Here is a 25965-nt window from a genome sequence, read left to right as displayed (position 1 = left end):
ATCGACGGTGTCTGATTCTGACGACGCCGTCGAAGGAAGATGAAAAGGTTTTATGGTTACGAGAGACCGGAAGCAGACAGGAAAAAACAGGACGTTTACCTCTGAAATAACTTTAAAAACAAACGTATATTATTTAATTGTAATGGCTCTTATTGGTTATCCAGTATAGGGCATTTTATTTTTAGCTTAGATGAGGTGACATATGCCTAAGAAATTAAGTAATAAAGACGTTGTTGAACCAGTTGTTGTTGAAAACAATGAACAAGTAGTTACAGAGGACATTCCTGTGAACCCCTTCACCAATATAGTCCTAGAAGGCAAGGCCAAGAAGCTATCGCCTAAAACGACTAACCATGTGTTCTATGAAATAGCCTTGCATGATGAAGATAACCAGCTGTATTTACGGTTATCAGGCAATGAAGGTGGTGGGCTTCACTCTAAGGAGTGGATCAAGCTTGAAGATATTCTGGCTGTACTTGATGAACAATCAGATAAAGCCTTTAAAAGTACCGTGATTAAATCAGTATTCAAAGGTGGCAGTGCGAATAACGCTGGGTTCTTGGCGGCATGTTTACGTGGATTGCTACTTATCAACCCAACTGAAAAATCGGTGTTTCTGCATGTTTTAGCGCCTGAGTACGTACAGCGTCGTGATGAGTTGCGCTCTCTAGCTACTACTGAAACCACCACGAAATAATCGGTAATTCCTCATCGCATCTTACCCTGTAACGCCTTTCTAGATTTACATACAACACTCTACCCAAGAGTACCGACCTAACCCTTTAAAAGAGACTTTATTATGAACTTAACCTTTAACGTTGAGCGCTTGCTGCTGCCTGTAACAGTGGATTTGCAAGATAAGCTGAACGAAATTGCTAACCAACAGAACTTACCAACTGCATCAACTAAGGCTTTGACTTTTAACTTTCGAGATACCAGTTACAGTGCTGAATCAGGTGGTTGGCATCCGGTTGAAATCCGTATCGAGCAAGAAGATGGGCAATGGCATTTTAGTTACATCACAGACTTTAGCTATGTAGGGCATCCCTATCCTGAACTGGCTAAAGAGGTCGATTTTGACTTTGATAATGGGCTAGTGTCATTTGCTTACATGAGGCCGCAACCCATTAGTGAGATCTCAGCAATGGACTTCTACCAGATGTGGGAGATGAACTTTTTAGCCTATGTCGGGATGGACGTTTTCGATGAAATAAAGGTGGCAACAGACTAGCGTATAAGTCGTCAACGAGGCTTAAATCACCATGTATGAACCATAAAATTGAGTCGAGAGTATTGGGAGTTATTCAGGCTTGCCATTGCGCCATGCGAAGCGTGGGGTAATGGCAATGGCAATGGCAATGGCTGCTCTCATGGAGATTGCACCTACAACGTTTTGCCAATCCGTTGAGTCTGTATTTCAGGTGGGAGTGATTTGATGAGCGTTACACAATAGCTTTTAAGCTAAGAGAGAATTTCAATTTTAACCACTCTAGTCGATTTTGAGTGAGTTTTTGACATAAGAGTAAATCGGTAAAAGTTCAACTCAAGCAAGCTAATAAGAAGGGAGAAACGATGTTAGATAAATCACCTGCGCCAACAAGCGCGATAGTCATGAAGTGCAACAATGCCGATGAAATCAGTTACGAGATAAAAGGCAGCACAAAAGGCGCGATGAAAGGTGCAACCACGGGCATGATGGTAGGGCGGTTCTTTGGTCCGATAGGTATGGCTGTTGGTGCTGGGGTTGGTGGCACGATTGGTTATGTGCTGGGGAATGATGACGATTAAAGCATAGATACGATAAAAGTAGTGGTGACTTGATGAGTTGCGACTACTTTTTTTTGTAAATGTTGACGGTACCGTCGGGTTGAGGTTCGTCGTATGAAAAACAACCGTCGTCGCCGTCAACAAAATGGTAAAAATTAATTTTTTTTAGTGTCTCTGGTATCTTGGCTTATTATGTTGTTAAACCTAAATAAGCGACCAAGATAAGATGTCGAAAAGACAACCTTTTAAAATTGATCCGAATGATCCTGATCTGCAAACCTTCGAGCAGTGCATTACTAATTATCACCCTGAGCTTTACGTACTGAAACAAAATGGTCAGCCAAGCTATGAGCATCCAGAATTTTGGAAACGCACCAGGCAAATAACTTCACAACCCTCTGAGCAACGAAAACCAGCAGGTATGTTTTATCTTCCCGGCAACAAAGATCCTTATGACATTTATGCCTTAAATCTGTTTACTTTAAAAGACATTGATATCTATATAAATGATGCTCTCTATGTGTTGGGTAAGTCGTTTGTGCAGCAGGTTGAAACTCAAAACGAACAAGAGCGTATTAAACAACAGGCTGAAGCAGCATTAAATCAAGAGTTATTCAGTGTGCAAGGTCACTCAATTTCAGTAAGCGATAGCATTCAACATAGTGCCCAAGAGTTCACTGAGTCATGGCTCTCAACACTTCCACATATTGTTCCAACGTTAAATTCGGGGAGACCGGGATTTTGGTTAAATTCCGAGTTGATTTATGAACTGAAAAGAATGTGTAAAGAGCACATCGAGATCATTGATGTCTGGTCACATACCAACGTATTCAACAACCACATAGAGTACGACCTTGATAGAAGAACCAAGTTTGGTTACCTAGCTACCATCTTGTTGTACTCAATTAAAGATTATCGAGAACAATACCTTAAAAATCATGTGGTCGAAATACCTGTAGCTGAAGAGGGGAAAACAATACTCCCCAGTGACTATGAAGTGTTGCCATACCCTGAGCTAATGCTGAGTTACGAATTAATGAAAAAGCTGGAAAGTATCCCTAACCGGCAAGGAAAAATCATACCGATCGAGCAAGAAGGGACGATAGGACAAAGTCCATCAACTGCGGTGTTGATGTGGAAAAGAAAGACTAACCACTCGAATATTCCTAAGTGTCTACGAAGGCTCTTTATCAAAGCTTGGTTGTACTCATATCTAAAGAATAAAAGTACATCTGCAAACAACTTGGCTTGCCAGATGGCCGAACATGATCAGTTCTTTCTGGTTGGTGAAAAATCAAGTATGGAAGATACCGTTAGTTCTAGAACTAAGACGCTAAACAACATATTTTCCGCTTGGAGAACTCAATATAAAAAACAACCTGAAATGGGGTACGAAACGGTGCAGCTTAAGAAGCATTGTAAAACAGGCACTTTTTCTTGCCTTGAAGAGTAAACCGACAGAAAAACCAAAAATAGATCTTTCCCGAGTTCACGGGATATTTTGCACGTACAGACTCTAGTTTAATACAGTCATCGGTCAGCACAGGGCTGGTCGACATACTGCTGGAGTAAATATTATGAATAAATTCAATTCTTTAAAGTTAGGATCGCTTTCAATTGGTCAGCTAAAAGTTCCTATCAATCCTAATGTGGCAAACTTACGTGCGTTCCCAGATTACATTATTTTCCAGAGTCTGTCCTATAGCATCAACGTTGCTGTTATCGAGCAGTATGCAGACGATAAAAAGAGCAAGAAAACCTACCTACTAGATGAAGAGGTTGCTTCTCAGCTATCGACTTCAGACTACAAAATCAAAGCAATGCATATTATTTATACTGTAGATGGGCAGGTTCGGTTTGCAATTCTCGATGTGGACTCAACTAACACATGGGTTCGTTCAAGTCTGGAGCTACTGGCTGTAGCAAAAGAAAGACCCATTTCAGTTTATCGAGATTATGAGGCGAAGGTTTATGGCTACATTGTTGAAGAAAGTATTGCACCATTCAGTGTTACTGACGAACAAATTGATGCAGCTCTGTGCGAAACATTTGATGGTGAGGATCACATTACTAGTTTGGATCACCCTATGGTTCGGAATTCAGTGAAAAAAGACAGTGGTAGCGTTGTCGTCGTCGACGAACCAAAAGTAGACGTCGTCACCGACACGGGAAAGGCAATTTCTACGGAAATTCAAGAGTCTATAAACACCACTGACACTGAAGATGACTGGGAAGCAGGTCTCGAAATTCCGGACATGGATATGGATGCTGGCATGAGTTTCGATGACATTAAGTTATGAAGCTGTGCAGCTAGATATGGCCTAGGTCAAAACACGTATGCGTTAAATCAACAGTTGCTGCGCTGTAAGGATTTAGCAGCTCTTAGACAAAGGCACCCTGACCTAGTTGGATGGGTGCCGAGAGAAGTGTCTAACCGTATAGCTCAACACCTAAAGCATTTGCAGTACCGGGGGAGTATTCGGGTTGACCATGATGCTATCGCTCAGCGGGTAGTGAGGTATAGAAAGAAGAAGTCAAAAACAAGTCAGCATGTGGCAATGTTACTAGATGGTCTGCTTAGTGACCTAGCTATGGACGGGGACTCATACTGGCATAGGCCAAATGTGTCTCCGTACCATACTAAAACGGGGCGTGATACGGCGCTAGGTTCTTCGTTGAACTATGTACCGAAGGAGTACTGGCCTAGCATCCTAAAACCACCAGATGGTTATGCTTATGTGTTACTCGACTATCAGCAGCAGGAGCCGATGATTGCTGCCCATTTAGCTAGGTGCCAGACGCTTTTAGACTGGTACAGAGAAGGGGATATTTATGAGGGAATTCGTCAGGCGATAACGAATTCTGAGCTAACAAGGAAGCAAACAAAGGGACTATTGATAGCCTTCTTATATGGCATTAGTGAGGCAACGCTAGCTGAAACATTAGGGGTTAGTGTCCCGACAACTCGCATTTGGATGCAACAGGTTAAAAGGGTGACTGAGCCGATAGGACGGTATCTCGATGGTGTAGCGAGAGAAGCGAAACGTAACAAAGAGGTAGGCTCACTCGATTGGCGTTATGCCATTGATGAGCGAGATAAGACTAATTCACTGAGGAATTGGAAAATCCAAGCAACAGGTGCCGACATTATGCGTCGAGCTTGCCTAGGGCTTGATGCTGCCAAAATTCCATTACTGCTAACTAACCATGACTCATTTTTGGTGATGGTTTCAAAAAGTAAATATGACAGTGAAATAAGTAAGGCGATTCGGGTTCTTTATTTGGCGAGTGCCAAAGTGCTCGACGGATTTAATTTAAAAGTAAGTGTTGAATTTACTATTTGAGGTTTTGTTGTGAAAAGTAACGATATTAATGATTTTGTAGAGCAGTTTGATAGTCAGCTTATTAAGGTAGATGAAAATAACAAGGTAATGCTTGTTGATATTGTATTAGGCATTAAAGAGGTTGTGTACCTGAAAAGTAAAAGAGGGCATAAGATTATCAGACGGATGGCTAAATCATTGGCTCTAAGATTGAGCCAGAAAGGTGTTGAGGAAATCTGTGAAGAGCTTGAGGCTGTTGCTTTTGACCTTGAGAGTGAGCCTATAAAGCACCATAAGCGTTACGCACTCTCTAAAGATGGTATCAGTACTGAGATTGATATGTGTAATGGGTCTGTTGTTCAGGTGTCTCCCGGAAAAGCAGAGATTATAGACCATGTACCAGATAGCTATTTTATGCGACCAGATTTCCAACAGCCAACAGTGATGCCCAATTTGGGGCTAAGCAATAAGCAGATTCCAGCAGCGTTAAAAGATCTACGGTCTTTTATCAATACCGATGATGTGACTTATTTTATTTTGGTTGGCTATATCACGTATTTGTTGGCTACACCTAAAGCCAAGGGGCTGCCTTACCCAATTTTAGTCATACAGGGAGACAAAGGATCAGGTAAAAGCTTTTTCTGTAACAACATCATTAGGGGGGTAGTAGACCCTAGCACTATGTCAGGTGTTGCACTAACAAAAAAAAATGGACGATTACGCATTAATTTTAAACAGTATGTTTCTGGCTGTGTTCGACAATTTACGTTCACTCACTAAAACGCAGAGTGACATGCTTTGTACGACTGCGACTAAGGGGAGTGCACCAAGACGAACGCTATACACAACAGATGAGCTGACGCTCCTAGAACTGCACAGCCCGCTAGTGCTGAATGCTATACATGACATTGTAAAGGAAAGCGATTTGGCTTCTCGTTGTGTGCATGTGAAACTTAAACCTATGGTTATTGAGCAGAGAAAGTCTGAGCAGTTATTGAAAGCTGAGCTTGATAATCTCATGCCTGACATTTATGGGGCGCTGTTAATGCTTACAGCTAAAGCGATGGCGGTACTACCGAAGGTTAAAGTGATGCATTCAGCCCGTATGATGGATTTTGCCCAGTGGTTAGGGGCGTTAGAACAAGTGCTAGGGTTGGCAGAAGGGAAGTTGCAACTAGCGTACCAGAGAAATGTTGAATCACTTATGGCTTCTGGCATGGTTGATGATAGTTTGACTATAGCGTTGCAGAAATTAATAAAGACCTTAAAAGAAGGTGAAGCTTGGCGGAGTACACCTTCTGGCTTGCTTACTAAACTACAGGCATTTGAGAACAGCCATTTTTTACCAAAGGGAGCTGCTGCATTGACTGCTAAGATGAAGGCGCAAGAAAGTAGTCTGAACGCCAACGGTATTCACTTTAAAATCGGTCGTGATAGCGAACGCTATGTTATGGTTTCTGCTTCCGGTCTCTCGTAACCATAAAACCTTTTCATCTTCCTTCGACGGCGTCGTCAGAATCAGACACCGTCGATGGCGACAACGTTTTGCTACCAAAGATTTGATGGGGGATTTTAGCCCTGAATTAGGCTGTTAAATATGTTTGGGGATGTGGCAGGGTCTTCGCTCATAATCGTCAGGTCCCCAGTTCGAGTCTGGGAGGGGCCACCAAATTATGATGAGCCGCTTGAAGAAATTCAAGCGGCTTTTTCATGTCTGTAATTTGACTGCCGAAACTCGTCCTGTCCATATCCGGTCTGCAATCCTTTCCGGTAAATACTCGTTAGCTCACTACAACAATACCTATCAGGGAATTGGCATTAGTTGTAGTTTAATCCGTTATGCTAATGAGATAAATCTAAGCTGATACTAGTCAGTGTTTCCCTCGGTAGTACTAACCAATTCCCCCCAAATTCAAACAAGTATTACAACGCCCTCTCTGGCTGCCAGATTTAGCCGATACTCTCAGGATTGGTATTCATACTCAAATCAGTGATAACTCAGGCCTAAGAGGTTGTAGTGCGATTCTGCTATGAACGTGGTGCTTGAGTCGGTTGACTGGAACTAGATGAAATTACAGTGTGAAATGCAGATAAATTTCCCTAACTACTACCGTCGACGTCGTCGGAAAAACCGCTAAAAATCACTTCAAAGACCGGAGGAGGACCGGACGGGGTTAATTGGTGCCGAGATTACTAGAACCCTAGTTCTTAGAAGTCAGGTAGCGCATGGGCTAGAGAGAGATTACTGGGCCAATCTAGTGTGACCGACCCAGCGACTTAGGATTTTAAGTTGGTGAGTGAGGGTTGGATCAAGGTAAAGGCAAGTGCTTGTGGAAAATGGCAACAATAAGTCTATTTCCGGATTCGGGTATTGGTGGGTAAATATGAACTCTATTTGTATGAGCCTCAATTTTTCCATGCCATTCGCAATATAATATTTTAGTTTCTTTTCTACCTGCTTCATTAGTCCATTCAAATAAGATTTCTCGTGGTTTACGATGCTTATCTTTTATACGAACATTAGGTTTCTCTGGAGCCATTGTTAACCCCGCCCCCTTGAATCGTTCTTCAATAATTGCACTTGTTGGGTTTCGGCCTGTTAACGGCTTTACAGTATCTGTGGGAGAAATAGCTGGTGGTGGCTCAGTAAAAAACCAATGGCCAATATCATCAAGCACTGCTAAATATCTCCTCAACTCAGCAGAAACTCTTACATATCCACCTTCAAAATCAACAATTCCATCCCACACACTCTTAAAAAAATGTAAATTAGGATATGCATTTGGCGCTAATAATTTAAGTGTCTTTGCATTATCTCGCAATATTTCAAATCCAGCTTCTCGCCAAAATTCTTTGTGATTTATTTCATTAAAAATATACTTTAACTCTACATCACTCTGTCTTACTGAGTTGGTAATAATACTTTGATTGTTGTTCAGTGTAATGCATGCGAAGGGGGTTCTATCAAGCAAATGTAAATGAGCAAAAGAAAGATCAGGTCCTAGGCCACAGCCTGCTATGTCGCTCACCATCTGTTCAGGAAAACCCGTAGGCCAGCACTCGGAATCATCTTCGTAATAATTACCGGTTCCGAAGAAAGCCGTTAGTTCTGAAATAATATCTTCGCTTATGTCAGCCATATCTTCACTATAAAGAAACCCCCATAAATCCATTGTTCCACAGACTACTTGGCTTTGTAGATCGTTACCAATAAATATTTTTTCTCCGCGTTGATTAGCAATATCAACACGAGCTAATAACTGCTCAAGCTTTGCTGATACCTGTTCTACATTCTGGCCATTAAAGTCCCACTCATTAGAATCAATTACGAATGACATGATGCAATCGACTCCTGCGGATACGGCCTAAAGCGGCTGTGTCTAACTTATACTGATCAAAAAAGCTTTTAGGCCATTTGGGTATTCCACCCTCTTCGGTGAACTCTAAAGGAGAATACACTTTGTTTTTTGCATTCTCGTCAAAAAAAAGAACAGCCGCATTTCGTGAATCAATGTATTTATATTCACCTATTGATCTTCTAACACCATTTAGTAAGTGATCGGAGTGAGTCTCAACGATTACTTGAACTCCATGTTCCGCTAGCCACCCCAAAAATACCCCCATCCTCGATTGCCCAGCGGGGTGTAGATGAGCTTCTGGATTCTCTACAATCAGTAAACTACCTTTAGGTGCTAATAAACCTGCTAATATTATAGGGAGTGCATAGGTAACACCGAACCCCATATTTGTAGCTTGAACCCATTCCCCCCCCGGAGTTTTGAAGCTCAAAACAGCAGATTTTACTTGTTGTGCTCTTTCAGCTTTTATTTCAATTGGTCTAACGATTTCACTTATCCATTTTTCAATCTGATATGTTAAGAAAATGGTATCAGTTGAGTTCGTTAAAGGGTGCACTCTTTCTGAGTCTGGTAACGGAGCATTGCCAAGTGCTTCTATAAGTTGAGCTGTATTTTCTCCTTTTACACCAATCTCAAGCATTTTTGGGGGGGTTGGTGATAATGTATAAGATGTTCGGGGACCGACCCTCTCTGCACACAAATATGTAAATACTCTAGGTTGACGGCTAAAAGAAAAAGGTAATTCAGTAACATTTCTCTTAGTCACAGCTAAATATAAAGCATTTTCTGATGTCATCTGGAGTTCCCAAGACGCATTCGCGCCTAGCTCTAGTGAGATCTTGTCCTCACAATTCCAGTTTAATACCTCAACCGCAGTTCCGAGATCAACGCCATAACTGTCATCAAGAGAAACAGTATCACTACTTAAAGACGCTTCTTTAGCTAATAACATTCCTTGAATTAATGAAGATTTCCCCGCGCCATTCATTCCTGTTAGTAACGTTATTTTTTTCAGTTCAAATTCATTACTTTCAAAACGTTTAAAGCCTGAAATCTGGAGTAGTTCAATCATTAAAAATATTCCTTAAAGCTATTCTAGGCATATCTAAACGTACTTTTACAGAATTAGGCGCTCCAGTACCGACTGTCACAGATTTAGTATATTCATCATTTAGAAACAGATCTAATAGTGCAGATCTAACTTCATTAGACTTTGAGAGAAGCTTATTTGTCGAATACCTAGATAGCGCGATACTCTGAGATTCAAAAATGGCTCGGTTAATTGGTCCCCTTCTTGTTTTATCTGGTTCTATACGTCGAAAAGCTAGGTTCCCTAAAATCTTTTGTGCACTTACCATTGCCGAGTCAAAAGAGGTGATTAAATCATCCATATCATTATCTGAGATACTCTCAGCGTTCGGCTTATCATCTAAACGGTCAGTAAAATTCACCAAAAAACGGTCAAGGCTTGAAAATTGTTTATATTCATCAAGAGTGGAGACTTTAAATGCACAAAAACGTAAAGCAATTTCTCGATCAGTCATTCTTCCGCTGTGGCGTATATTTTCTCCAGTTTCCAATTTTTTCCAAAAATTAAAATCTGTTGCTTCATCAAAATTTTTATTCTCGACTAGCGATGATAAAAAACCTCTAGAGCGAGAAGTGCTCATTGCATGCCTTATCTCTTGAGCTTTCAATGGGCTACCTAAGGTATTTACTCGACTGAAGATATCATATTTGATCCCTACTGGAGTTGTAGGTTCAATAACATGAACTACAATCTGAGTCGCTCTGAAACGGCGGATTTCTAAAGGCCCTAAATCACTAAACTTACGACCATCGAAATCTTTTAAATACTCTAATTGTATTTTTTTCAATGTATGCTCATTTCTCATGAACGAAGAAATAGTCGAGAGTCTTTGAACACCGTCAACGATTTGATATGAGCCATCCGACTCTTGATTAAAGTAAAAGGCAGGAAGCGGAATACCTAGCAAAACAGATTCGATTAGTCTCGTTTTCTGCTTGTCACTCCAAACATAATCTCGTTGAAAATCAGGAGACAAATCAATGTCTTTATCTCCAATTTGATCTACAACTTCTCTCAACGTGAAATGTTTAGTCGTAATCCTAATTTTATCAGGATCCCAAGGGTGAATACTTGGAATAGTACCGGCATCTTCATGCTCAGCTTTTAGTTCCTGCTCTTCGATCGCCAATTGAAGATCAAGTTGATTTAAGTTTTGTGTGAGATGCTCAGGCATTTAGTCTGCTCATTATGAAAATAAGGAGTAATATACCTATACTACGAGATTTGATGAAAATTCTCCAAGGTTAGATTCCAGAGTACTCAAAAAATAGTTACACTGCACTTAAAAGCCTAAAAACAATCCTCAAGGCTGTTCTAACTTTTGAGCAGCCACATATAAAGCTTATGACTGCTCGAAATTGTTTTCCTTATGCTTTACTCACCTCACTTACTAATTCAGCCACATTTGCACTAACCTCTCTCAGCCTAGAACTAGCCAAATGAGCATATCGAGTACTGGTCTGTGGTGATTGATGCCCTAACAAGTGCTGAACATCATAGAGTGTTGCATTACCACTGTTGATCAAGATAGATGCAAAACTATGCCTCAGGTCATGTATACGAAAATTATCGAAAATACCTGCTGCGGCCTTAATCCTAGTAAATGCCTTCTTGGGATTAGTTATAGCCTTACCCAATTCATGGCTGGCAAAGATATAGGGGTTTTGTAGTGGCTTAAACTGCCTTTGAGCATGAATAATCTCCTTAGCTAAATTATTTAATAACACCGTTCTCGATAGGCCAGATTTTGTGTGCGGTAAAAACAGGCTCCAATTGCCGTCGTCGTCGACAGTGAGACATTCCCATTTGGAATTTGTAATTTCACCTATACGCATCCCTGTTAGTAACGCGAATTTCAATGCATTACCCTGAGTGCGATTAGGTTCAGCATTACATGCCTGAATAAATCTAGCCACCTCATCACGACTTAAAAATCGTTGCCTGACATTGTTCTCCTTGAGTTTCTTGATGTATTGACCCGGATTATGGTCTATGAATCCCCATTCCATCGCTAGCCTTAACATGCGCAGGATAAGGCTTCTTAGTCGGTTTACTGTTGCTGGTTTACGACTAGTAAGTAATTCATCCAATAACTTTTGAATGTCATGCTGACTAATTTCATTAAGGGGCTTGTTCCTCCAATGTGGGTAGAAGTGTAGCTTGAGATTACCAATATCATTGCGGGCAGTGAGTTTATTAACCTTGGCATAGGGTAAGTAATGCTGCTCTGCAAATTCGTAGAACGTCGGTATATTGTTTTTCTCATCCCTTAGTTGTTTAGGGTCATTACCTAGCGCTATCTCTCGCTTATGATCGTTAGCTATTTGCCTTGCGGTTACAATGTCTAATCCTGGGTACTCACCTAGCTGAACTGACTTCTTAACCTGATTTAGCGTATACCTGAACAGAAATCGCTTTCTACCTTGACGATTAACGATTAATTTCAGTCCTGAACATAACTCATCGGTGTACTCAGTTTCTTTGCTGCGACTCGTCGACGGCGTCGGCGGTAGTGAGTCAAGTTGGCGTTTATTGAATTTGAATTTTTTCGATAACATTGGATTACCTTACTCATCAGAAGTAGATAGGTATTGCATTAATTCGACCTGCAATTGCTTCTGCATTAAGAGGTAAATGCCTCGCCCAGAGTTATCGATAATGCTTAGGGTAAGTACAAGGCCACCATTTAGCTGATCTTCAAATTCGATGTAAGACAGAGTTCGGGTTAACATTTCACCGTCGACGACGTCGGCAGATAGGTCAGAAATTGAGGTTAGGAACCAGAGTTCACATTGCAGCTCATCCCATACCTGTTGAGCTTCTGCTTCATCATTAAATGGCTCAGTGAGTAGGGCTAGGGTTTGTTCTTGCAGGGTTGTAGTTATTGGTAGTATAGATATTTGTTGAATATTCGTGATTTTGAACATAGTTAACTCCATGGATTTTAGTATCATGAAGTTAATATGTGTTTGTTAATTAGGCAGATTCGGTAACAAGTAAGGTTGTTGGAGATGTTATGAAGAGGATGTGGAATGCTACTAGATACATATAGAAGGAATGTCGCTCGTAAACAAAATGAGATGGCTCGCTTACAGCAAGATAAAGCTAAAGAACAACAGAAAATTGCTAACATCAATGTAAAAATAAATTCAGCTCAACAAGCTATGAGTAGGTCAAAGTCTGAAAGTACTATCAGAACAAAACTACGGGAAATAGAAAGGCTACAGAAAGACTTAGCTAACACGGAAAAGAAAATTGCAGCATTAGAAACCAAGCTGTCAGGTAAAAATAAAGAGTTAATAAATGAGCAAGGTAAAGTATCTAAAGAAGAGGAGAAAGCTTTAAAGAAGCAAGCTCAAGAGTCTGAGCGTATCCGAAAAAAACAAGACGCTACCCTGAATAATATTGACAATACACTGATTCGTCATGAGAGCGCCCATAGAGAGATAAAGCTTGATTTAGAAAAACTAAAACAGCTTCCAGAAAAAGTTGTTGTTCTGTTCTTAGCTGCCAATCCTAAAGATGCAGGACAACTACGATTAGATGAGGAAGCTAGAGCAATAACAGAAATGGTCCGAAAAGCGAAACATCGAGATTCTGTTATTTTTGAAACTCGTTGGGCAGTTCAACCAATGGATGTCCTACAAGCCATCAATGAGCTCAATCCTACAGTCGTTCATTTTAGCGGACATGGATCTGATGCTGATGAGATTGTATTTCAAGACGCTCAAGGAAATGCAAAGCTAGTTAGTAAAGAAGCTATTGTACAAACAATGATGGCATCAACCTCTGATTTGCGGTTAGTGTTTTTCAATACATGTTTTTCGTTCAATCAAGCAGAAGCTGTTGTCCAGCATGTTGAAGCTGCTATTGGTATGAACACCAGCATTGGAGATGAAGCAGCTAGAATATTCGCATCACAGTTTTACTCTGCGATAGGATTTGGCCTATCTTTGAGTAAAGCATTCAACCAAGCTAAAGCTCTTGTGATGATGGAAGGCCTAAATGAAGAAAACACTCCTGAACTATTTGTTCAATCGGGACTAAATAGTGATGAGCTAATAATTGTAAGGCCAGAAGAGTCTGAACATCACATATACCACTCAACTTAAAATCCTAAGTCGCTGGGTCGGTCACACTAGATTGGCCCAGTAATCGCTCTCTAGCCCTTGTCTCACCTAACTTCTAAGATCTAGGGTTCTAGTAATCTCGGCACCAATTAACCCCGTCCGGTCCTCCTCCGGTCTTTGAAGTGATTTTTAGCGGTTTTTCCGACGGCGTCGACGGTAGTGTGTAGGGAAATTTATCTGCATTTCACACTATAATTTCATCTAGTTCCAGAAAGCCAACTCAACCACTACGTTTATAGCAGAATCGCACTACAAGCTCTTAGGGCAGAGTTATCACTGATTTGAGTATGAATACCAATCCTGAGATCAACGGCTAAATTTGGCTGTTAGAGAGGGCGTTGTAATACTTGTTTGAATTTTTTTTGGGGGGTGCATTGGTTAGTATTACCGAGGGAATCACTGACTAGAATCAGCTTAGGTTCATTTCATTAGCTCTACCAATAGAAATTTAGCTTATGCCAATTCTCTGATAGGTACTGTTGTAGTGAGCCAACAAGTATTTACCGGAAAAGATTGCAGACCGGATATGGACAGGACGAGTTTCGGCAGTCAAATTACAGGCATGAAAAAGCCGCTTAAATTTCTTTAAGCGGCTTATCAAAATTGGTGGCCCCTCCCAGACTCGAACTGGGGACCTGACGATTATGAGTCGTATGCTCTAACCAACTGAGCTAAGGGGCCGACTTAAGATAGTCGTCACTATCGAAAGCGCTGAGAAGTATACGAGGTTTACTGGCGCTTGTCACCAGAGATTTTACTCGAAATACACTTATAGATGCACGACTGCTTATCTGTTAATCAATATGGCTTGGTTTTAATGACCACTTTTATGATTAATCGAATTTTTGAGCAAAATTCAAGGTCATAGCGACTAGGTTACAGATAGTTTTGTTACGCGTAGTATTGAGGTGCTTAATCTGAGGGGGAGCTTTGATTGATTACTCACAGCGGTAGTCATACCCATTTTTAAGCAAAAAAAGCTGCCTATTCGGCAGCTTTTCTATTTGAGTTAAAGTGTTTGACGATTACTCGTCTAGGAACGACTTTAAGATCTCAGAGCGAGAAGGGTGACGCAACTTACGTAGCGCTTTAGCTTCAATCTGACGAATACGTTCACGTGTTACGTCAAACTGCTTGCCCACTTCTTCTAGCGTGTGATCAGTATTCATGTCGATACCAAAACGCATACGCAGTACTTTAGCTTCACGAGCCGTTAGACCTGCTAAGACTTCGTGAGTCGCGTTCTTCAAGCTTTCGCCTGTCGCTGAGTCAAGAGGTAGTTCAAGCGTCGTATCTTCAATGAAGTCACCTAAGTGCGAATCTTCATCGTCACCAATAGGCGTTTCCATTGAGATCGGCTCTTTAGCTATCTTAAGTACCTTACGGATCTTATCTTCAGGCATTAACATGCGCTCTGCCAACTCTTCAGGAGAAGGTTCACGACCCATCTCTTGCAACATTTGGCGAGAGATACGGTTAAGCTTGTTGATTGTCTCAATCATATGTACTGGGATACGGATCGTTCTTGCTTGGTCAGCAATAGAGCGAGTGATCGCCTGACGGATCCACCAAGTCGCATAAGTTGAGAACTTATAACCACGACGGTATTCGAACTTATCTACCGCTTTCATCAAGCCGATATTACCTTCCTGGATTAGATCCAAGAACTGTAGACCACGGTTGGTGTACTTTTTCGCGATAGAAATTACTAGACGTAAGTTTGCTTCAACCATCTCTTTCTTCGCACGACGAGCTTTCGCTTCACCGATAGACATACGACGGTTGATATCTTTAATTGCACCGATCGCTAGACCCGTTTCAACTTCGATAGCATCAAGCTTTGCACGACAACGCTGTACATCAAATTCAACCATTTGTAGACCTTCTACATATGATTTACCTGATGCGAGTTCGTCATTGAACCATTCAATGCTGCTTTCGTTGCTAGTATAAACTTTGACGAAGTTTTTCTTCGGCATTTTAGCTTGTTCAACACATAGCTTCATGATCAAACGTTCTTGAACACGGACTTTATCCATCATAGAGCGCATGTTTTTAACTAAGCGGTCAAACTGCTTAGGCATTAAACGGAACTCTTTGAAGATCTCGCCAATTTCAAAAAGGGCGACAGTCGACTCAGGGTGACCACGGCCTTTTTCTGCAATGATTCTTAATGCGTTTTCATGAGCGACGCGAAGCGTAGTGAATTTCTCTTTAGCTTCTTCAGGATCAGGACCCTTTGGACCTTCCTCTTCTTCGTCATCATCATCATCGTCATCGTCGTCTTCGTCATCTAATTCATCATCAGATAAATCAGAACCAACGTGAGTTGCAGTTGGAGCAACATCTTCAGCATTTGGATCGATGAAGCCTGAGATAATGTCAGATAGTCTGACTTCTTCAGCTTCATAACGGTCGAATTGCTCAAGGATCATAGCAATCGCTTGCGGATATTCCGCTACAGATGCTTGAACCGTGTTGATACCTTCTTCGATACGTTTAGCGATAACAATCTCGCCTTCACGAGTAAGAAGTTCAACGGTACCCATTTCACGCATATACATACGTACTGGGTCGGTTGTACGACCTAATTCAGATTCTACTGTTGCAAGCGCAGCAGCAGCTTCTTCAGCAGCATCCTCATCGGTGCTGTCTTCAGACATCATGATATCATCAGCATCCGGAGCCTGTTCATAGACTCGAATACCCATGTCATTGATCATCTGGATAATATCTTCAATCTGGTCAGAATCGACCATGTCTGCAGGTAAGTGATCGTTCACTTCTGCATAGGTTAAGTAACCTTGCTCTTTACCTTTGGCGAGCAACAATTTAAGTTGCGACTGCGGAGTATGATCCATAGATATCATCCAAGTTGGGAAACAGTTAAAACGACGGGCAAAAAACAGCCGCGCAAGTCGTCAATTATAGCCTTCGGTGCTTCTCTGTGCTAGTCCAAGTGTTTACTTTTGAGGCTAAATCTCTATCTAAGCCTTACTTTTAATCACTGAAATTAGCTTACTAAGCTGTAACCGTTCTTCTTTCGTGAGGTTCTTCTTCATACTCAGTTCCTGATAACGTTGTTCAAGATACTGGTTATTTAACCACACGAGGGTTTCTTTTAACTTTTGAAGCAAGTTTTCATCCGCCACTTGATGATCCCATTGGGTCAGTTTTTTTAGGGTGCTGAATTGGTTATCGCCCCTGAACTGTTCAAGTAGTTGTGCGCTGCTTATTGCTTGCCCGCGAGTTAAATCTAATACAAGGGTCAGCAAGTCTATGCCGGCCATCTGTATATGTTTTAGCGCTGGTTGTTCGGGTAGTTTTTCACCCAAATGCGGATGTTGTACTAGCAACGCGATGGCTAATCGCAGAGGCGTACCTCGTCCTTTCAACGCTTTGTGCTGACTTGGCTTTTCGGCCATCTTAGTTGAAAAGTTAAATTTTCGCTTAAGCTCATCGGCACCGTTCATTCTTAGCTTGTGTGCTAAATCTTCGAGTAACAGGCTCTGTAATACAGTGTCCTGTACTTTTTCTATGAGTTTAATGGCATTTTTTGCCAATACACTCTTATCTTCATTGCCATAAGTTTTTGTGAGGTTCTCAAACAAAAACTCAGGAAGTGCCATAGCTTGGTCAATTTGCGCTTCAAACGCTTCTTTGCCAATTTGCCTAACCAAGGTATCGGGATCTTCACCTTCAGGAAGAAACATAAATCGAACCTGATTACCTGGTTTCAGCAGCGGCAGTGAAGTTTCTAGTGCGCGCCATGCAGCTTCTTTTCCGGCTTTATCACCGTCATAACAACAGATGACTTCTTTTGCACTACGTAGTAGCAACTGAAATTGATCAGCTGTGGTCGATGTACCTAAAGAGGCTACCGCATAGTCAACATCAAACTGTGCCAGTGCCACTACGTCCATATAGCCTTCAACAATCAAGACTCTTTGTGGTTCGCGGTGACGCTGTTTTAATTCATATAGGCCATAAAGCTCATTACCCTTATGAAATATGGGCGTTTCTGGAGAATTCAAGTACTTCGGTGTACCGTCTCCTAAAACTCTGCCTCCAAAGCCGATGACTCGTCCGCGTCTGTCTCGGATTGGAAACATTAGGCGGTCGCGGAATCTATCGTAGCGTCTGCCACTGTCGTTCTCGATCACCATTCCTGCGGTAAGCAGCTTGTCTTGCGAGTCTTGGTTTTGACGGTAACGGCTGAGTAAGCCATCCCACCCATCGGGTGCAAAGCCGATATTGAAGTGTTCAACCACTTCTTTTGAAAGGCCTCGATGTTCAAGATAATCAAGGACTTTATGTTTGTCTGTGTGTTGCCTTAGTTGGCTTTGAAAGAATAGGCTAGCTTCTTCCATTAACTGATATAAATCGCGACTCAATTCTTGATCGCGTGGCTTCCCTGTACCTTGCTCCCGTGGAACTTCAAGTCCCAATTGTCCGGCGAGTTCTTCAATGGCATCAACAAAGTCGAGTCGGTCATATTCCATGACAAAATCGATGACGTTGCCGTGCGCGCCGCAGCCAAAGCAATGATAAAACTGCTTGTCTCTGCTGACTGTAAAAGAGGGAGATTTTTCGCTATGAAAAGGACAACAGGCAGAGTGGTTTTTACCCGCCTTTTTTAGGGGCACTTTAGGGTCGATGAGATCGACAATATCAGTGCGAGCTACTAGCTCATTAATAAAATCACGAGGTATCGCCATTAGTATTGTTAAATGCCGCCTTGTTACGTGAAATCAAAAGTTTCGTGAAATCAAATTTGGGAATTTCGAAAACAAACAAGCCGTGCAGAAGCACGGCTCATTCATGCAATAAAACTAAAGTTATTTGAGTTTTGCACGGATCATAGCGCCAATTGCCGCCATGTCAGCTCTACCCATTACCTTTGGTTTTAATGCTCCCATTACTTTACCCATATCCGCCATGGTGGATGCTCCCATCTCAACGATGCTTGCATCAACTAACGCAATGACTTCCTCTTCTGAAAGAGGTTGAGGCAAAAACTTTTCTAAAACTAGAATTTCTTCTGCTTCTATCTGCGCTAGTTCGTCACGGCCTGCTGCTTCATATTGAGCAATAGAATCGCGACGCTGCTTTACCATTTTGGTTAAGACCGCTATAGCTTGGTCGTTAGTCAGAGTTTCGCGGGTATCCACTTCAACTTGCTTAACGGCGGCTAGTGCCATACGAATCGTCCCCAAACGCAGCTTTTCTTTCGCGCGCATGGCTTCTTTCATTTGGTCTTTTAGCTGATCAACTAGGCTCATAATGAGATTAGTATAAACGTACGCGACGTGCGTTTTCGCGAGAAAGCTTCTTAGCTAGACGCTTAACTGCAGCGGCTTTAGCACGCTTGCGGCAAGTAGTTGGCTTCTCGTAGAATTCACGAGCGCGAACGTCAGCTAAGATACCAGCTTTTTCACAAGAGCGCTTGAAACGACGAAGAGCTACGTCGAATGGTTCGTTTTCACGTACTTTAATAATTGGCATACGCCATCACCCCTTAGGTGTAGGTTGTATTGAGACAATTACTTGACTCAGATTATTTAAAAATGGTGCGGAATTCTATACCGACTCGCACCCTCTTGTAAACCCCTTAAAGCGATCTGAATAGGGCATATTCGTCGATATTATCCGCAGACCGTGACAGGACTATGGAGTAATTAAAGCACAACAGGTAGAATTAGCGGTAATTATGTCAACCGAAGACGAGAAATAATGCGGGTTTTAGGTATTGAAACATCCTGTGATGAAACAGGAATTGCGGTTTATGACGATGAAAAGGGCTTGCTGTCGCATGCGCTTTACAGTCAGGTTAAATTGCATGCCGACTATGGTGGGGTTGTGCCTGAGTTGGCCTCTCGCGACCATGTTCGCAAAATTGTACCTTTAATACGCCAGGCGTTAGCCGATGCTGACATGACTATCGAGGATATCGATGGTATTGCTTATACCAAAGGGCCTGGACTTATTGGCGCATTATTAGTCGGTGCTTGTGTGGGGCGTGCATTGGCATTTTCCTGGGATAAACCTGCAATTGGTGTACATCATATGGAAGGGCACTTGTTAGCGCCCATGCTGGAAGATGACGTACCAGAGTTTCCGTTTCTTGCTTTGTTGGTTTCGGGCGGTCATTCCATGCTGGTTGGCGTTGAAGGAATAGGCCGCTATGAAGTGCTGGGTGAGTCTGTTGATGATGCAGCTGGTGAAGCATTTGATAAAACCGCTAAATTAATGGGGCTTGATTACCCTGGTGGTCCAAGGTTGTCAAAACTTGCCGCTAAAGGCGTACCCAATAGTTATCGCTTCCCTCGTCCTATGACAGACAAGCCTGGGCTTAACATGAGTTTTTCTGGCCTTAAGACGTTTGCTGCAAATACGATTGCTGCAGAGCCGAAAGATGATCAAACTCGCGCCAATATCGCCTGCGCCTTTGAAGAAGCTGTTGTTGATACCTTAGCGATTAAATGTAAGCGCGCCTTAAAGCAGACGGGTTATAAGAACCTTGTGATTGCGGGCGGCGTGAGTGCGAATACTCGTCTACGCTCATCTTTGAGCGATATGATGCAAGGCTTAGGTGGTAAAGTGTATTACCCTCGCGGTGAGTTCTGTACCGATAACGGCGCGATGATTGCCTATGCCGGTCTGCAGCGTTTAAGAGCGGGTCAAGTTGAAGACCTAGCGGTAAAAGGGCAGCCAAGATGGCCACTCGATACTTTAGAGCCTGTTGATTAAGGTTTTAAAACAAATAAAAAAACGGCGCTCATTGAGCGCCGTTTTTATGACTACAGTATATCTATTAAAATCCGTGGTTAGCGTTACTCACACGGAACCAGCCCGCAATACTGTAACGGTTAACTCCGGTGCGCAGTACTTCGTGGGGGAAGCGTTCGCTTAAAAATACCACCCATTTACCAAATTCAGGCGTAATGGTTGCTAGTTTATTATCGCTTTTATCATATACGATCAATTCACCAGCATGCTCGGGTTGCCAGTCATGGTTGAGGAACAGGACTGAGGTTAAAATGCGATTTCTTGTTCCTTGTAATACATCTGAATGTTTTTGATAAAATGCACCAGGCTCATAAATGGCGTAGTGGCTCTCAAAATCAAATAGTCCTAAAAACAGTCGTTTGTTCATGCCCTCGCGAAGCTGTGTCATGAGTTCAAGGTAGAGTTTGTCTGAAGGGCGCTGTTCTGACAGCCAACGAATTTTATCGCTGCGTATCGTTTCTACGCGTTGCTGTTCGCCACCACGTCCAATCGCCGCAGGTCGAAAGTCGTCCCAAGTGGCACTTTTAGAGCTTTGTAATAACTGCTCACATACAGATAACGGTAGCGCGTCGGACAGAACGATATAGCCGGTTTCAACCAATGCATCGGCAATGGTATCCATCACAGCTTCACTTAATTGTGGAACCATAACAAAAGGTACTCAAAAGGAGAGAACACGATAGCTTTACTGGCAGGCTCAAAGAGGCTGAGCGCTGTATTCGAGGTAGTGTCAGAACGGGTTGCGGCTCGGTCAAGCTAGCAACTCAATCAAAATCGGCGCGGTTATAGTCCGCGATGGATAAAAAGCAATCGCAGCAAGTATAGGTAGCCTTAGTTAAAAAGCAATTTCTAAAATACTCTTTCGTGTAAATAGGTCGTGCAGAAGAAAGCTGAAAGGGGCAGGTACAGAGATTAATCCTAGCGAGCTAATCAATTGTTAAAGGCATTTGTTTTAATATCACGATGGCTTTTTTCGAGAAATCTTAGACTCTTCACCCTTAAGCAGGCGTTTAATATTGTCTTTATGACGAATTACTATCAGCGTCGAGAGCATGGCTACTGGGATAGTAAATCTGTCATCGAGCCACCAGGTGTATACCGGAGCCAGTAACGCGGTACAAATTGCCGCGAAAGAGGAGTAACGTGTGAGTAGAAGGATGACAATCCATGAGCCCATTAACCATAGTGCTAGGTCATGACCGATAGGAGCCATAGCACCGAATGCTGTTGCGACGCCTTTGCCGCCTTTGAAGTCAAAAAAGACTGGGAAAATATGCCCAAGACAGGCGGCAATAGCAATCACGCCCAATGCGATAGGGTCGACACCAAGTCTAAAGGCTAAGTATGCGGGAGCGGCGCCTTTTAACATATCGCAAAATAGCACTAACGCGGCAGAACTGGCTCCACCGATCCGTAGCACATTGGTCGCGCCAGGGTTCCCTGAGCCTTGGGTGCGGGGATCGGGAAGACCACGTAGCTTACACACCAAAACAGCACTCGACACTGAGCCTGCCAAATAGGCGCCCAAGATCATGACGATTGTGAGTACAGTTACGGTCAAATTGGTTTCCTTATCCTTCTTAGGGTATCATCGCGCCACATAAAAAATGTGCTTGTGTGTTTTGTTGGTTACAGATGAATTAAACACATAACGAGTACATAAAATATTGTTTGAAATGCTTTGGTCGCAGCCTTGCTCTCATAAGCGACAATTATTTAATAATTCTTTATATAGCGAGAGTTATCCTACTTTGGTTTGGTCTCGTTAGAAAGAGCGTTAGCGTAATATTTCAGCTTTGGGGCGGATTATATCTCTTTTGTTCGTTTTAGCTTATCTGACCTCAGAGTCATTGATTAACGTTTTGGAGACATCATGGATAAAGTACTGATTAGAGAACTGAGAATTGAAACCGTAATCGGGATCTATGAGTGGGAAAAACAGATCCATCAGAGCTTGCTTATCGACTTAGACATGGCTTGGGATAATCGACTTGCAGCAGCAAGTGATGATTATCAGCATGCCCTTTGCTATGAAACGGTGTCGAACCGATTGACAGCGTTGATCACCGAAAAGCCGATAGAGTTAATTGAAACCGTAGCTGAGTTGATTGCAGCTTGTGTGATGAGTGAATTTAATGTGCCTTGGGTCAAAGTTAAAGTGATGAAGCCGGGAGCGGTGCCCACAGCATCTGCAGTGGGTGTCGAGATTGAAAGAGGTTATGCATAGATGGCGAAGATTTTTATCAGCCTTGGTAGCAATATCGAACCTGAACGTCACCTTAAGGCTGCGTTAACCGATCTTAATGACTATTTTGATGCGCTCGAACTGTCGTCAGTATTTGAAAGTGAAGCTGTGGGTTTTGAAGGGACTAACTTTCTTAATATGGTGGTTGCCGCCCAAACTGAGTTACCGATAGCTGAGGTAGTTAGCACTTTTAAACAGATTGAACAGAACCATGGTCGAGTGAAAGGGGCTAAGAAATTTGCCCCAAGAACTTTAGATTTAGATCTATTGCTGTATGACGATACCGTTACAACTCAGCCAATAGAACTTCCAAGAGCGGAGATCCTTTATAATGCCTTTGTTTTATGGCCATTAGCGGAAATTGCTCCCTCTTTAATCCACCCCGTTGTCCAACAGTCGTACCAAGCCCTTTGGGATAACTACGACAAGAGTCAGCAGTCATTATGGCCAGTAGAGTTTAGCTGGTCGAAGTAAACCTTTTTTGATTTAGGATAGTTATGGATACCTTTCAGGTGATTATATTGGCTCTTATTCAGGGTCTCACCGAGTTTTTGCCGATCTCAAGTTCTGCTCACCTTATTTTACCTGCTCAGCTGTTGGGCTGGGAAGATCAAGGCTTGTCGTTTGATGTGGCAGTCAATACGGGATCGCTATTAGCCGTGGTGATGTATTTCCGCCGCGAGCTGTTATCAATGTTTACTGCTTGGACAGGCAGTATTGTTACAGGTAAGCAAACCCAAGAAAGTAAGTTATCTTGGTGGATTATTTTAGCGACTATTCCTGCTGTAATTGTTGGTTTTAGCGCAAAAGGTTTTATCGAAACCCATTTTCGCAATATGGAAGTGATTGCAGCCACCACCATTATTTTTGGTCTATTACTGTGGTGGGCAGATAAAATGCAGCGTGAAGGGTTTAATGAGTTTCAAGTCGGCTGGAAAAAAGCCCTTGTGATTGGTATTGCACAGGCGATGGCGCTTATACCAGGTACCTCACGTTCTGGTGCTACGATTACCGCAGCCTTGATGCTAGGATTAAGTCGCGAAGCCGCGGCACGTTTTTCATTTTTGATGTCGGTACCTGTGAGCTTAGGCGCTGCGATTTTGGTCACTAAAGATCTGCTCGATAGCGGTCAAGTTATCGATTACCAAGCACTGGGTTTGGGTATCGTGGTGTCATTTATAGCGGCATACATCTGTATCCATTACTTTTTGAAGATCATAAGTAAGATGGGTATGACACCATTTGTGATTTATCGCCTCGCTTTAGGTGCGGTGTTATGTGGCTTTATCTTTCTGTAAATAGATAAAGTCACCCTATAATTTAAGCATTCAAGCTAATTGATGAGCGTGTTATGAATAGTATTTATCTTTGTCCTGTATGTCAGTCACCCTTTATGGTGCATGAAGAGTCGAAAGGCTTGCACTGTGAAAACAAGCATCACTTTGACATCAATGAGCAAGGCTACTGGGTGTTTAGCCAACCCAAAAAACCTAAAGCAGACTCACGCGCAGTGATGCGTGCTAAGCGCTATGTACTTGAGTCGGGGATCTATATTCCGCTAGCACAAGCGATTGCCAAGGTTATTGCTGAGTTACCTCAAGTTATCTCCGCAGAGGCCTTGTCTCAGCTGGACTTTGATTGTGGTGATGGTTACTTCTTGCGTACGGTAAAGGGCATTTTGTCTGAGTTAAAGCCCGAGCTGTCATTAACCCAAACGGGTATCGGTGAAGCTGAGAATGCCATATTTGCTGCTGCTAAAGCGGAGGCGAGTCCTACCTATATCGTTTCAACGTTGAAGCACTTACCTTTTGCCAATGAAAGCTTTGATTTGGTCACGTTGATCGATAAGCAGTTAAAAGGCAAAGAGTTGACTCGTGTACTGAAGCAAGATGGCGTGATACTGCAAGTGGCTGCGGGTCCTAGGCATTTATGGCAAATTCGTGAGTTTATCTACCCAGACTTATCTGAAAAGCCAGTTAGTGATAATTTACCTAAAGAGCTTGAGTTGCAGCATAGTGAGCGCTTATCTCTTACGGCAAGTGTATCGGGCGAACAGGCAATAGCACTACTTGAAATGACACCGTATGCATGGCGTGCGAATGATAAGGTGCGTCATCAAATTCAACATGCTCAGTTTGATACATTAGAAATCGACTTTGTTATTAACGTGATGACTAGAAAATAATCTGTGCTCAGGTTAACCTTTGCTTATTCAACTAATCGGAAACTGAAAAACTGATGATGCGTAATTTGCTGTTGTTCATCTTGGCATTTTTGCCACTGACTTCATTTGCCAATGTTTATTCAATTCCTCAAGATGGCAGTCGCCTAGTTGGGGAGTTGCAAGAGCACGTCGTACAGAAGGGGGACTTCTTCCAGACGATTTCAAAACAATACAATATCGGTATTTTGGAATTGATGGAGTCTAATCCTGGCGTTGACCCATTTTTGCCAACACCTGGTAGCCGTTTATTGATCCCAACGCAAATGTTACTGCCTGATGTGCCTCATAAAGGTGTGGTGATTAATTTAGCTGAGCTGCGTTTATATTACTTCCCTAAAGGCGGTAAAGAAGTGCATGTGTTCCCTGTGGGAATTGGCCGTATTGGCCGAGAAACACCTGAAATGGTCACTAAGATCAAGTCACGTATTCCTAATCCAAGTTGGACACCGCCTGCTAGTATTCGTAAAGAGCACTTAGAGGAACTTGGCGAAGAGTTACCTCGTGTGGTTCCCGCTGGGCCGGATAACCCATTAGGTAAGTTTGCCATTCAGCTTTCTTATGGCGACGGCAGCTACCTTATTCACGGAACAAACAAAGACTTTGGCATCGGCATGCGTGTTAGTGCAGGCTGTATTCGTCTCAATCCTGATGACATTGAATGGTTGTTCGATAAGGTAAAATACGGTGACCAGGTTACGATTATCAACGAAACCGTTAAAACATCGACAGAACCTGATGGACGTCAATTAATCGAGGTGCATTCGCCACTTTCAACGGCTAACGGTGGCAGTGATAAGGTCCGTGAAATGAGTCGTGGTGTGGTTGAGTTTATTGGTAAAGAAGACGTAGATTACAGCAAAGCCAATGATGCGTTACTGACTCAAGCTGGGATCCCGGTGAACATTCAAAGCTAATCGTAAAGTTGATTATTGATTGGTACTATTTTAAAGGCGTCCATATTGGGTAATGCCGATCATTTAGCAGTTTATTGATCGGTTGACCGATCTTTATAAGATGGCAAAATCCGAGTGTTTTTAA

General features: G+C 42.4%; 26 protein-coding genes and 1 tRNA gene. 15 read left to right on the top strand and 12 right to left on the bottom strand.

The features are described from left to right. Positions 1-202: 202 nt before the first annotated feature. The 8 genes from ACVBIK_RS19210 (at position 203) to ACVBIK_RS19175 (ending at position 6567) form a co-directional block, all read left to right on the top strand. Complete coding sequence (locus ACVBIK_RS19210; protein WP_447170299.1) at positions 203-697, top strand: hypothetical protein; 495 nt, start codon at positions 203-205, stop codon at positions 695-697. 102 nt (positions 698-799) lie between these two features. Continuing rightward, positions 800-1231: a DUF2787 domain-containing protein gene (locus ACVBIK_RS19205; protein WP_447170298.1), complete on the top strand. Its 432-nt coding sequence runs from the start codon at positions 800-802 to the stop codon at positions 1229-1231. 341 nt (positions 1232-1572) lie between these two features. After that, positions 1573-1788, top strand: a complete 216-nt coding sequence (locus tag ACVBIK_RS19200; RefSeq protein WP_447170297.1) for a glycine zipper domain-containing protein — start codon at positions 1573-1575, stop codon at positions 1786-1788. A gap of 205 nt (positions 1789-1993) precedes the next feature. Next, complete coding sequence (locus ACVBIK_RS19195) at positions 1994-3220, top strand: hypothetical protein (protein WP_447170296.1); 1227 nt, start codon at positions 1994-1996, stop codon at positions 3218-3220. A gap of 124 nt (positions 3221-3344) precedes the next feature. Continuing rightward, positions 3345-4067, top strand: a complete 723-nt coding sequence (locus tag ACVBIK_RS19190) for a hypothetical protein (RefSeq protein WP_447170295.1) — start codon at positions 3345-3347, stop codon at positions 4065-4067. A 126-nt stretch (positions 4068-4193) separates the two neighbouring features. Beyond that, positions 4194-5111 (top strand): DNA polymerase, encoded by a 918-nt coding sequence (locus tag ACVBIK_RS19185; RefSeq protein ID WP_447170294.1) that lies wholly within the window; start codon positions 4194-4196, stop codon positions 5109-5111. A gap of 9 nt (positions 5112-5120) precedes the next feature. After that, positions 5121-5870: a hypothetical protein gene (locus ACVBIK_RS19180; protein ID WP_447170293.1), complete on the top strand. Its 750-nt coding sequence runs from the start codon at positions 5121-5123 to the stop codon at positions 5868-5870. Positions 5871-6015: 145 nt separating this feature from the next. Then, a complete protein-coding gene (locus ACVBIK_RS19175) occupies positions 6016-6567 on the top strand; it encodes a hypothetical protein (RefSeq protein ID WP_447170292.1) in 552 nt (183 codons plus the stop codon). An 832-nt stretch (positions 6568-7399) separates the two neighbouring features. Here the strand turns inward: ACVBIK_RS19175 and ACVBIK_RS19170 are convergent. From ACVBIK_RS19170 to ACVBIK_RS19150, 5 genes are all read right to left on the bottom strand, one after another. Continuing rightward, positions 7400-8428, bottom strand: coding sequence for a hypothetical protein (locus tag ACVBIK_RS19170; protein ID WP_447170291.1), 1029 nt, complete (start codon positions 8426-8428; stop codon positions 7400-7402). Next, positions 8412-9521, bottom strand: a complete 1110-nt coding sequence (locus ACVBIK_RS19165; protein WP_447170290.1) for an AAA family ATPase — start codon at positions 9519-9521, stop codon at positions 8412-8414. The genes ACVBIK_RS19170 and ACVBIK_RS19165 overlap by 17 nt, the downstream gene beginning before the upstream one ends. Next, entirely contained in the window at positions 9514-10713 is a 1200-nt protein-coding gene (locus ACVBIK_RS19160; protein ID WP_447170289.1) for a DUF262 domain-containing protein, read from the bottom strand. Before ACVBIK_RS19160 ends, ACVBIK_RS19165 begins: the two co-directional genes overlap by 8 nt. Before the next feature lie 193 nt (positions 10714-10906). After that, entirely contained in the window at positions 10907-12097 is a 1191-nt protein-coding gene (locus ACVBIK_RS19155; RefSeq protein ID WP_447170288.1) for a tyrosine-type recombinase/integrase, read from the bottom strand. Positions 12098-12106: 9 nt separating this feature from the next. Further along, the gene (locus ACVBIK_RS19150; RefSeq protein ID WP_447170287.1) at positions 12107-12466 is read right to left on the bottom strand and encodes a hypothetical protein; all 360 of its coding nucleotides are present in this window, start codon (positions 12464-12466) and stop codon (positions 12107-12109) included. A 105-nt stretch (positions 12467-12571) separates the two neighbouring features. Between ACVBIK_RS19150 and ACVBIK_RS19145 the strand changes: the two genes are divergently transcribed. After that, positions 12572-13651 (top strand): CHAT domain-containing protein, encoded by a 1080-nt coding sequence (locus ACVBIK_RS19145; protein ID WP_447170286.1) that lies wholly within the window; start codon positions 12572-12574, stop codon positions 13649-13651. Positions 13652-14273: 622 nt separating this feature from the next. Here ACVBIK_RS19145 and ACVBIK_RS19140 read toward each other — a convergent pair. The 5 genes from ACVBIK_RS19140 to rpsU form a co-directional block, all read right to left on the bottom strand. Next, positions 14274-14350: transfer RNA gene (locus ACVBIK_RS19140), tRNA-Ile, on the bottom strand. Positions 14351-14694: 344 nt separating this feature from the next. Beyond that, positions 14695-16530: an RNA polymerase sigma factor RpoD gene (gene rpoD / locus ACVBIK_RS19135; protein ID WP_447160351.1), complete on the bottom strand. Its 1836-nt coding sequence runs from the start codon at positions 16528-16530 to the stop codon at positions 14695-14697. A 126-nt stretch (positions 16531-16656) separates the two neighbouring features. Beyond that, on the bottom strand, positions 16657-18387 hold the full coding sequence (gene dnaG, locus ACVBIK_RS19130; protein ID WP_447170285.1) for a DNA primase: 1731 nt from the start codon (positions 18385-18387) through the stop codon (positions 16657-16659). A gap of 120 nt (positions 18388-18507) precedes the next feature. Next, positions 18508-18951, bottom strand: a complete 444-nt coding sequence (locus ACVBIK_RS19125; protein ID WP_299801993.1) for a GatB/YqeY domain-containing protein — start codon at positions 18949-18951, stop codon at positions 18508-18510. Between the two features lie 7 nt (positions 18952-18958). After that, the gene (rpsU, locus tag ACVBIK_RS19120) at positions 18959-19174 is read right to left on the bottom strand and encodes a 30S ribosomal protein S21 (RefSeq protein ID WP_142872304.1); all 216 of its coding nucleotides are present in this window, start codon (positions 19172-19174) and stop codon (positions 18959-18961) included. 228 nt (positions 19175-19402) lie between these two features. Between rpsU and tsaD the strand changes: the two genes are divergently transcribed. Beyond that, entirely contained in the window at positions 19403-20419 is a 1017-nt protein-coding gene (gene tsaD / locus ACVBIK_RS19115; RefSeq protein WP_447160353.1) for a tRNA (adenosine(37)-N6)-threonylcarbamoyltransferase complex transferase subunit TsaD, read from the top strand. A gap of 64 nt (positions 20420-20483) precedes the next feature. On the opposite strand, the gene ACVBIK_RS19110 is transcribed toward tsaD, so the two are convergent. Both ACVBIK_RS19110 and plsY read right to left on the bottom strand, forming a co-directional pair. Further along, complete coding sequence (locus tag ACVBIK_RS19110) at positions 20484-21107, bottom strand: 2OG-Fe(II) oxygenase (RefSeq protein ID WP_447162705.1); 624 nt, start codon at positions 21105-21107, stop codon at positions 20484-20486. A 309-nt stretch (positions 21108-21416) separates the two neighbouring features. Beyond that, positions 21417-22019: a glycerol-3-phosphate 1-O-acyltransferase PlsY gene (plsY, locus tag ACVBIK_RS19105; protein ID WP_447162704.1), complete on the bottom strand. Its 603-nt coding sequence runs from the start codon at positions 22017-22019 to the stop codon at positions 21417-21419. 312 nt (positions 22020-22331) lie between these two features. On the opposite strand from plsY, the gene folB reads away from it, so the two are divergent. Genes folB through ACVBIK_RS19080 form a run of 5 tightly spaced genes read left to right on the top strand, consistent with a single transcriptional unit; the run spans position 22332 to position 25841 of the window. Continuing rightward, positions 22332-22685: a dihydroneopterin aldolase gene (folB, locus tag ACVBIK_RS19100; RefSeq protein ID WP_447162703.1), complete on the top strand. Its 354-nt coding sequence runs from the start codon at positions 22332-22334 to the stop codon at positions 22683-22685. Next, positions 22686-23177: a 2-amino-4-hydroxy-6-hydroxymethyldihydropteridine diphosphokinase gene (gene folK, locus ACVBIK_RS19095; protein WP_447162702.1), complete on the top strand. Its 492-nt coding sequence runs from the start codon at positions 22686-22688 to the stop codon at positions 23175-23177. It begins immediately after the preceding gene. Positions 23178-23200: 23 nt separating this feature from the next. Next, positions 23201-24001, top strand: coding sequence for an undecaprenyl-diphosphate phosphatase (locus ACVBIK_RS19090; protein ID WP_447162701.1), 801 nt, complete (start codon positions 23201-23203; stop codon positions 23999-24001). 53 nt (positions 24002-24054) lie between these two features. Beyond that, the gene (locus tag ACVBIK_RS19085) at positions 24055-24888 is read left to right on the top strand and encodes a putative RNA methyltransferase (RefSeq protein ID WP_447162700.1); all 834 of its coding nucleotides are present in this window, start codon (positions 24055-24057) and stop codon (positions 24886-24888) included. A 53-nt stretch (positions 24889-24941) separates the two neighbouring features. Continuing rightward, complete coding sequence (locus ACVBIK_RS19080) at positions 24942-25841, top strand: L,D-transpeptidase family protein (protein WP_447163747.1); 900 nt, start codon at positions 24942-24944, stop codon at positions 25839-25841. Positions 25842-25965 lie beyond the last annotated feature (124 nt).

Source organism: Shewanella sp. 125m-1 (assembly GCF_052977065.1).
This window is presented reverse-complemented; position numbering and strand designations above follow the sequence as displayed.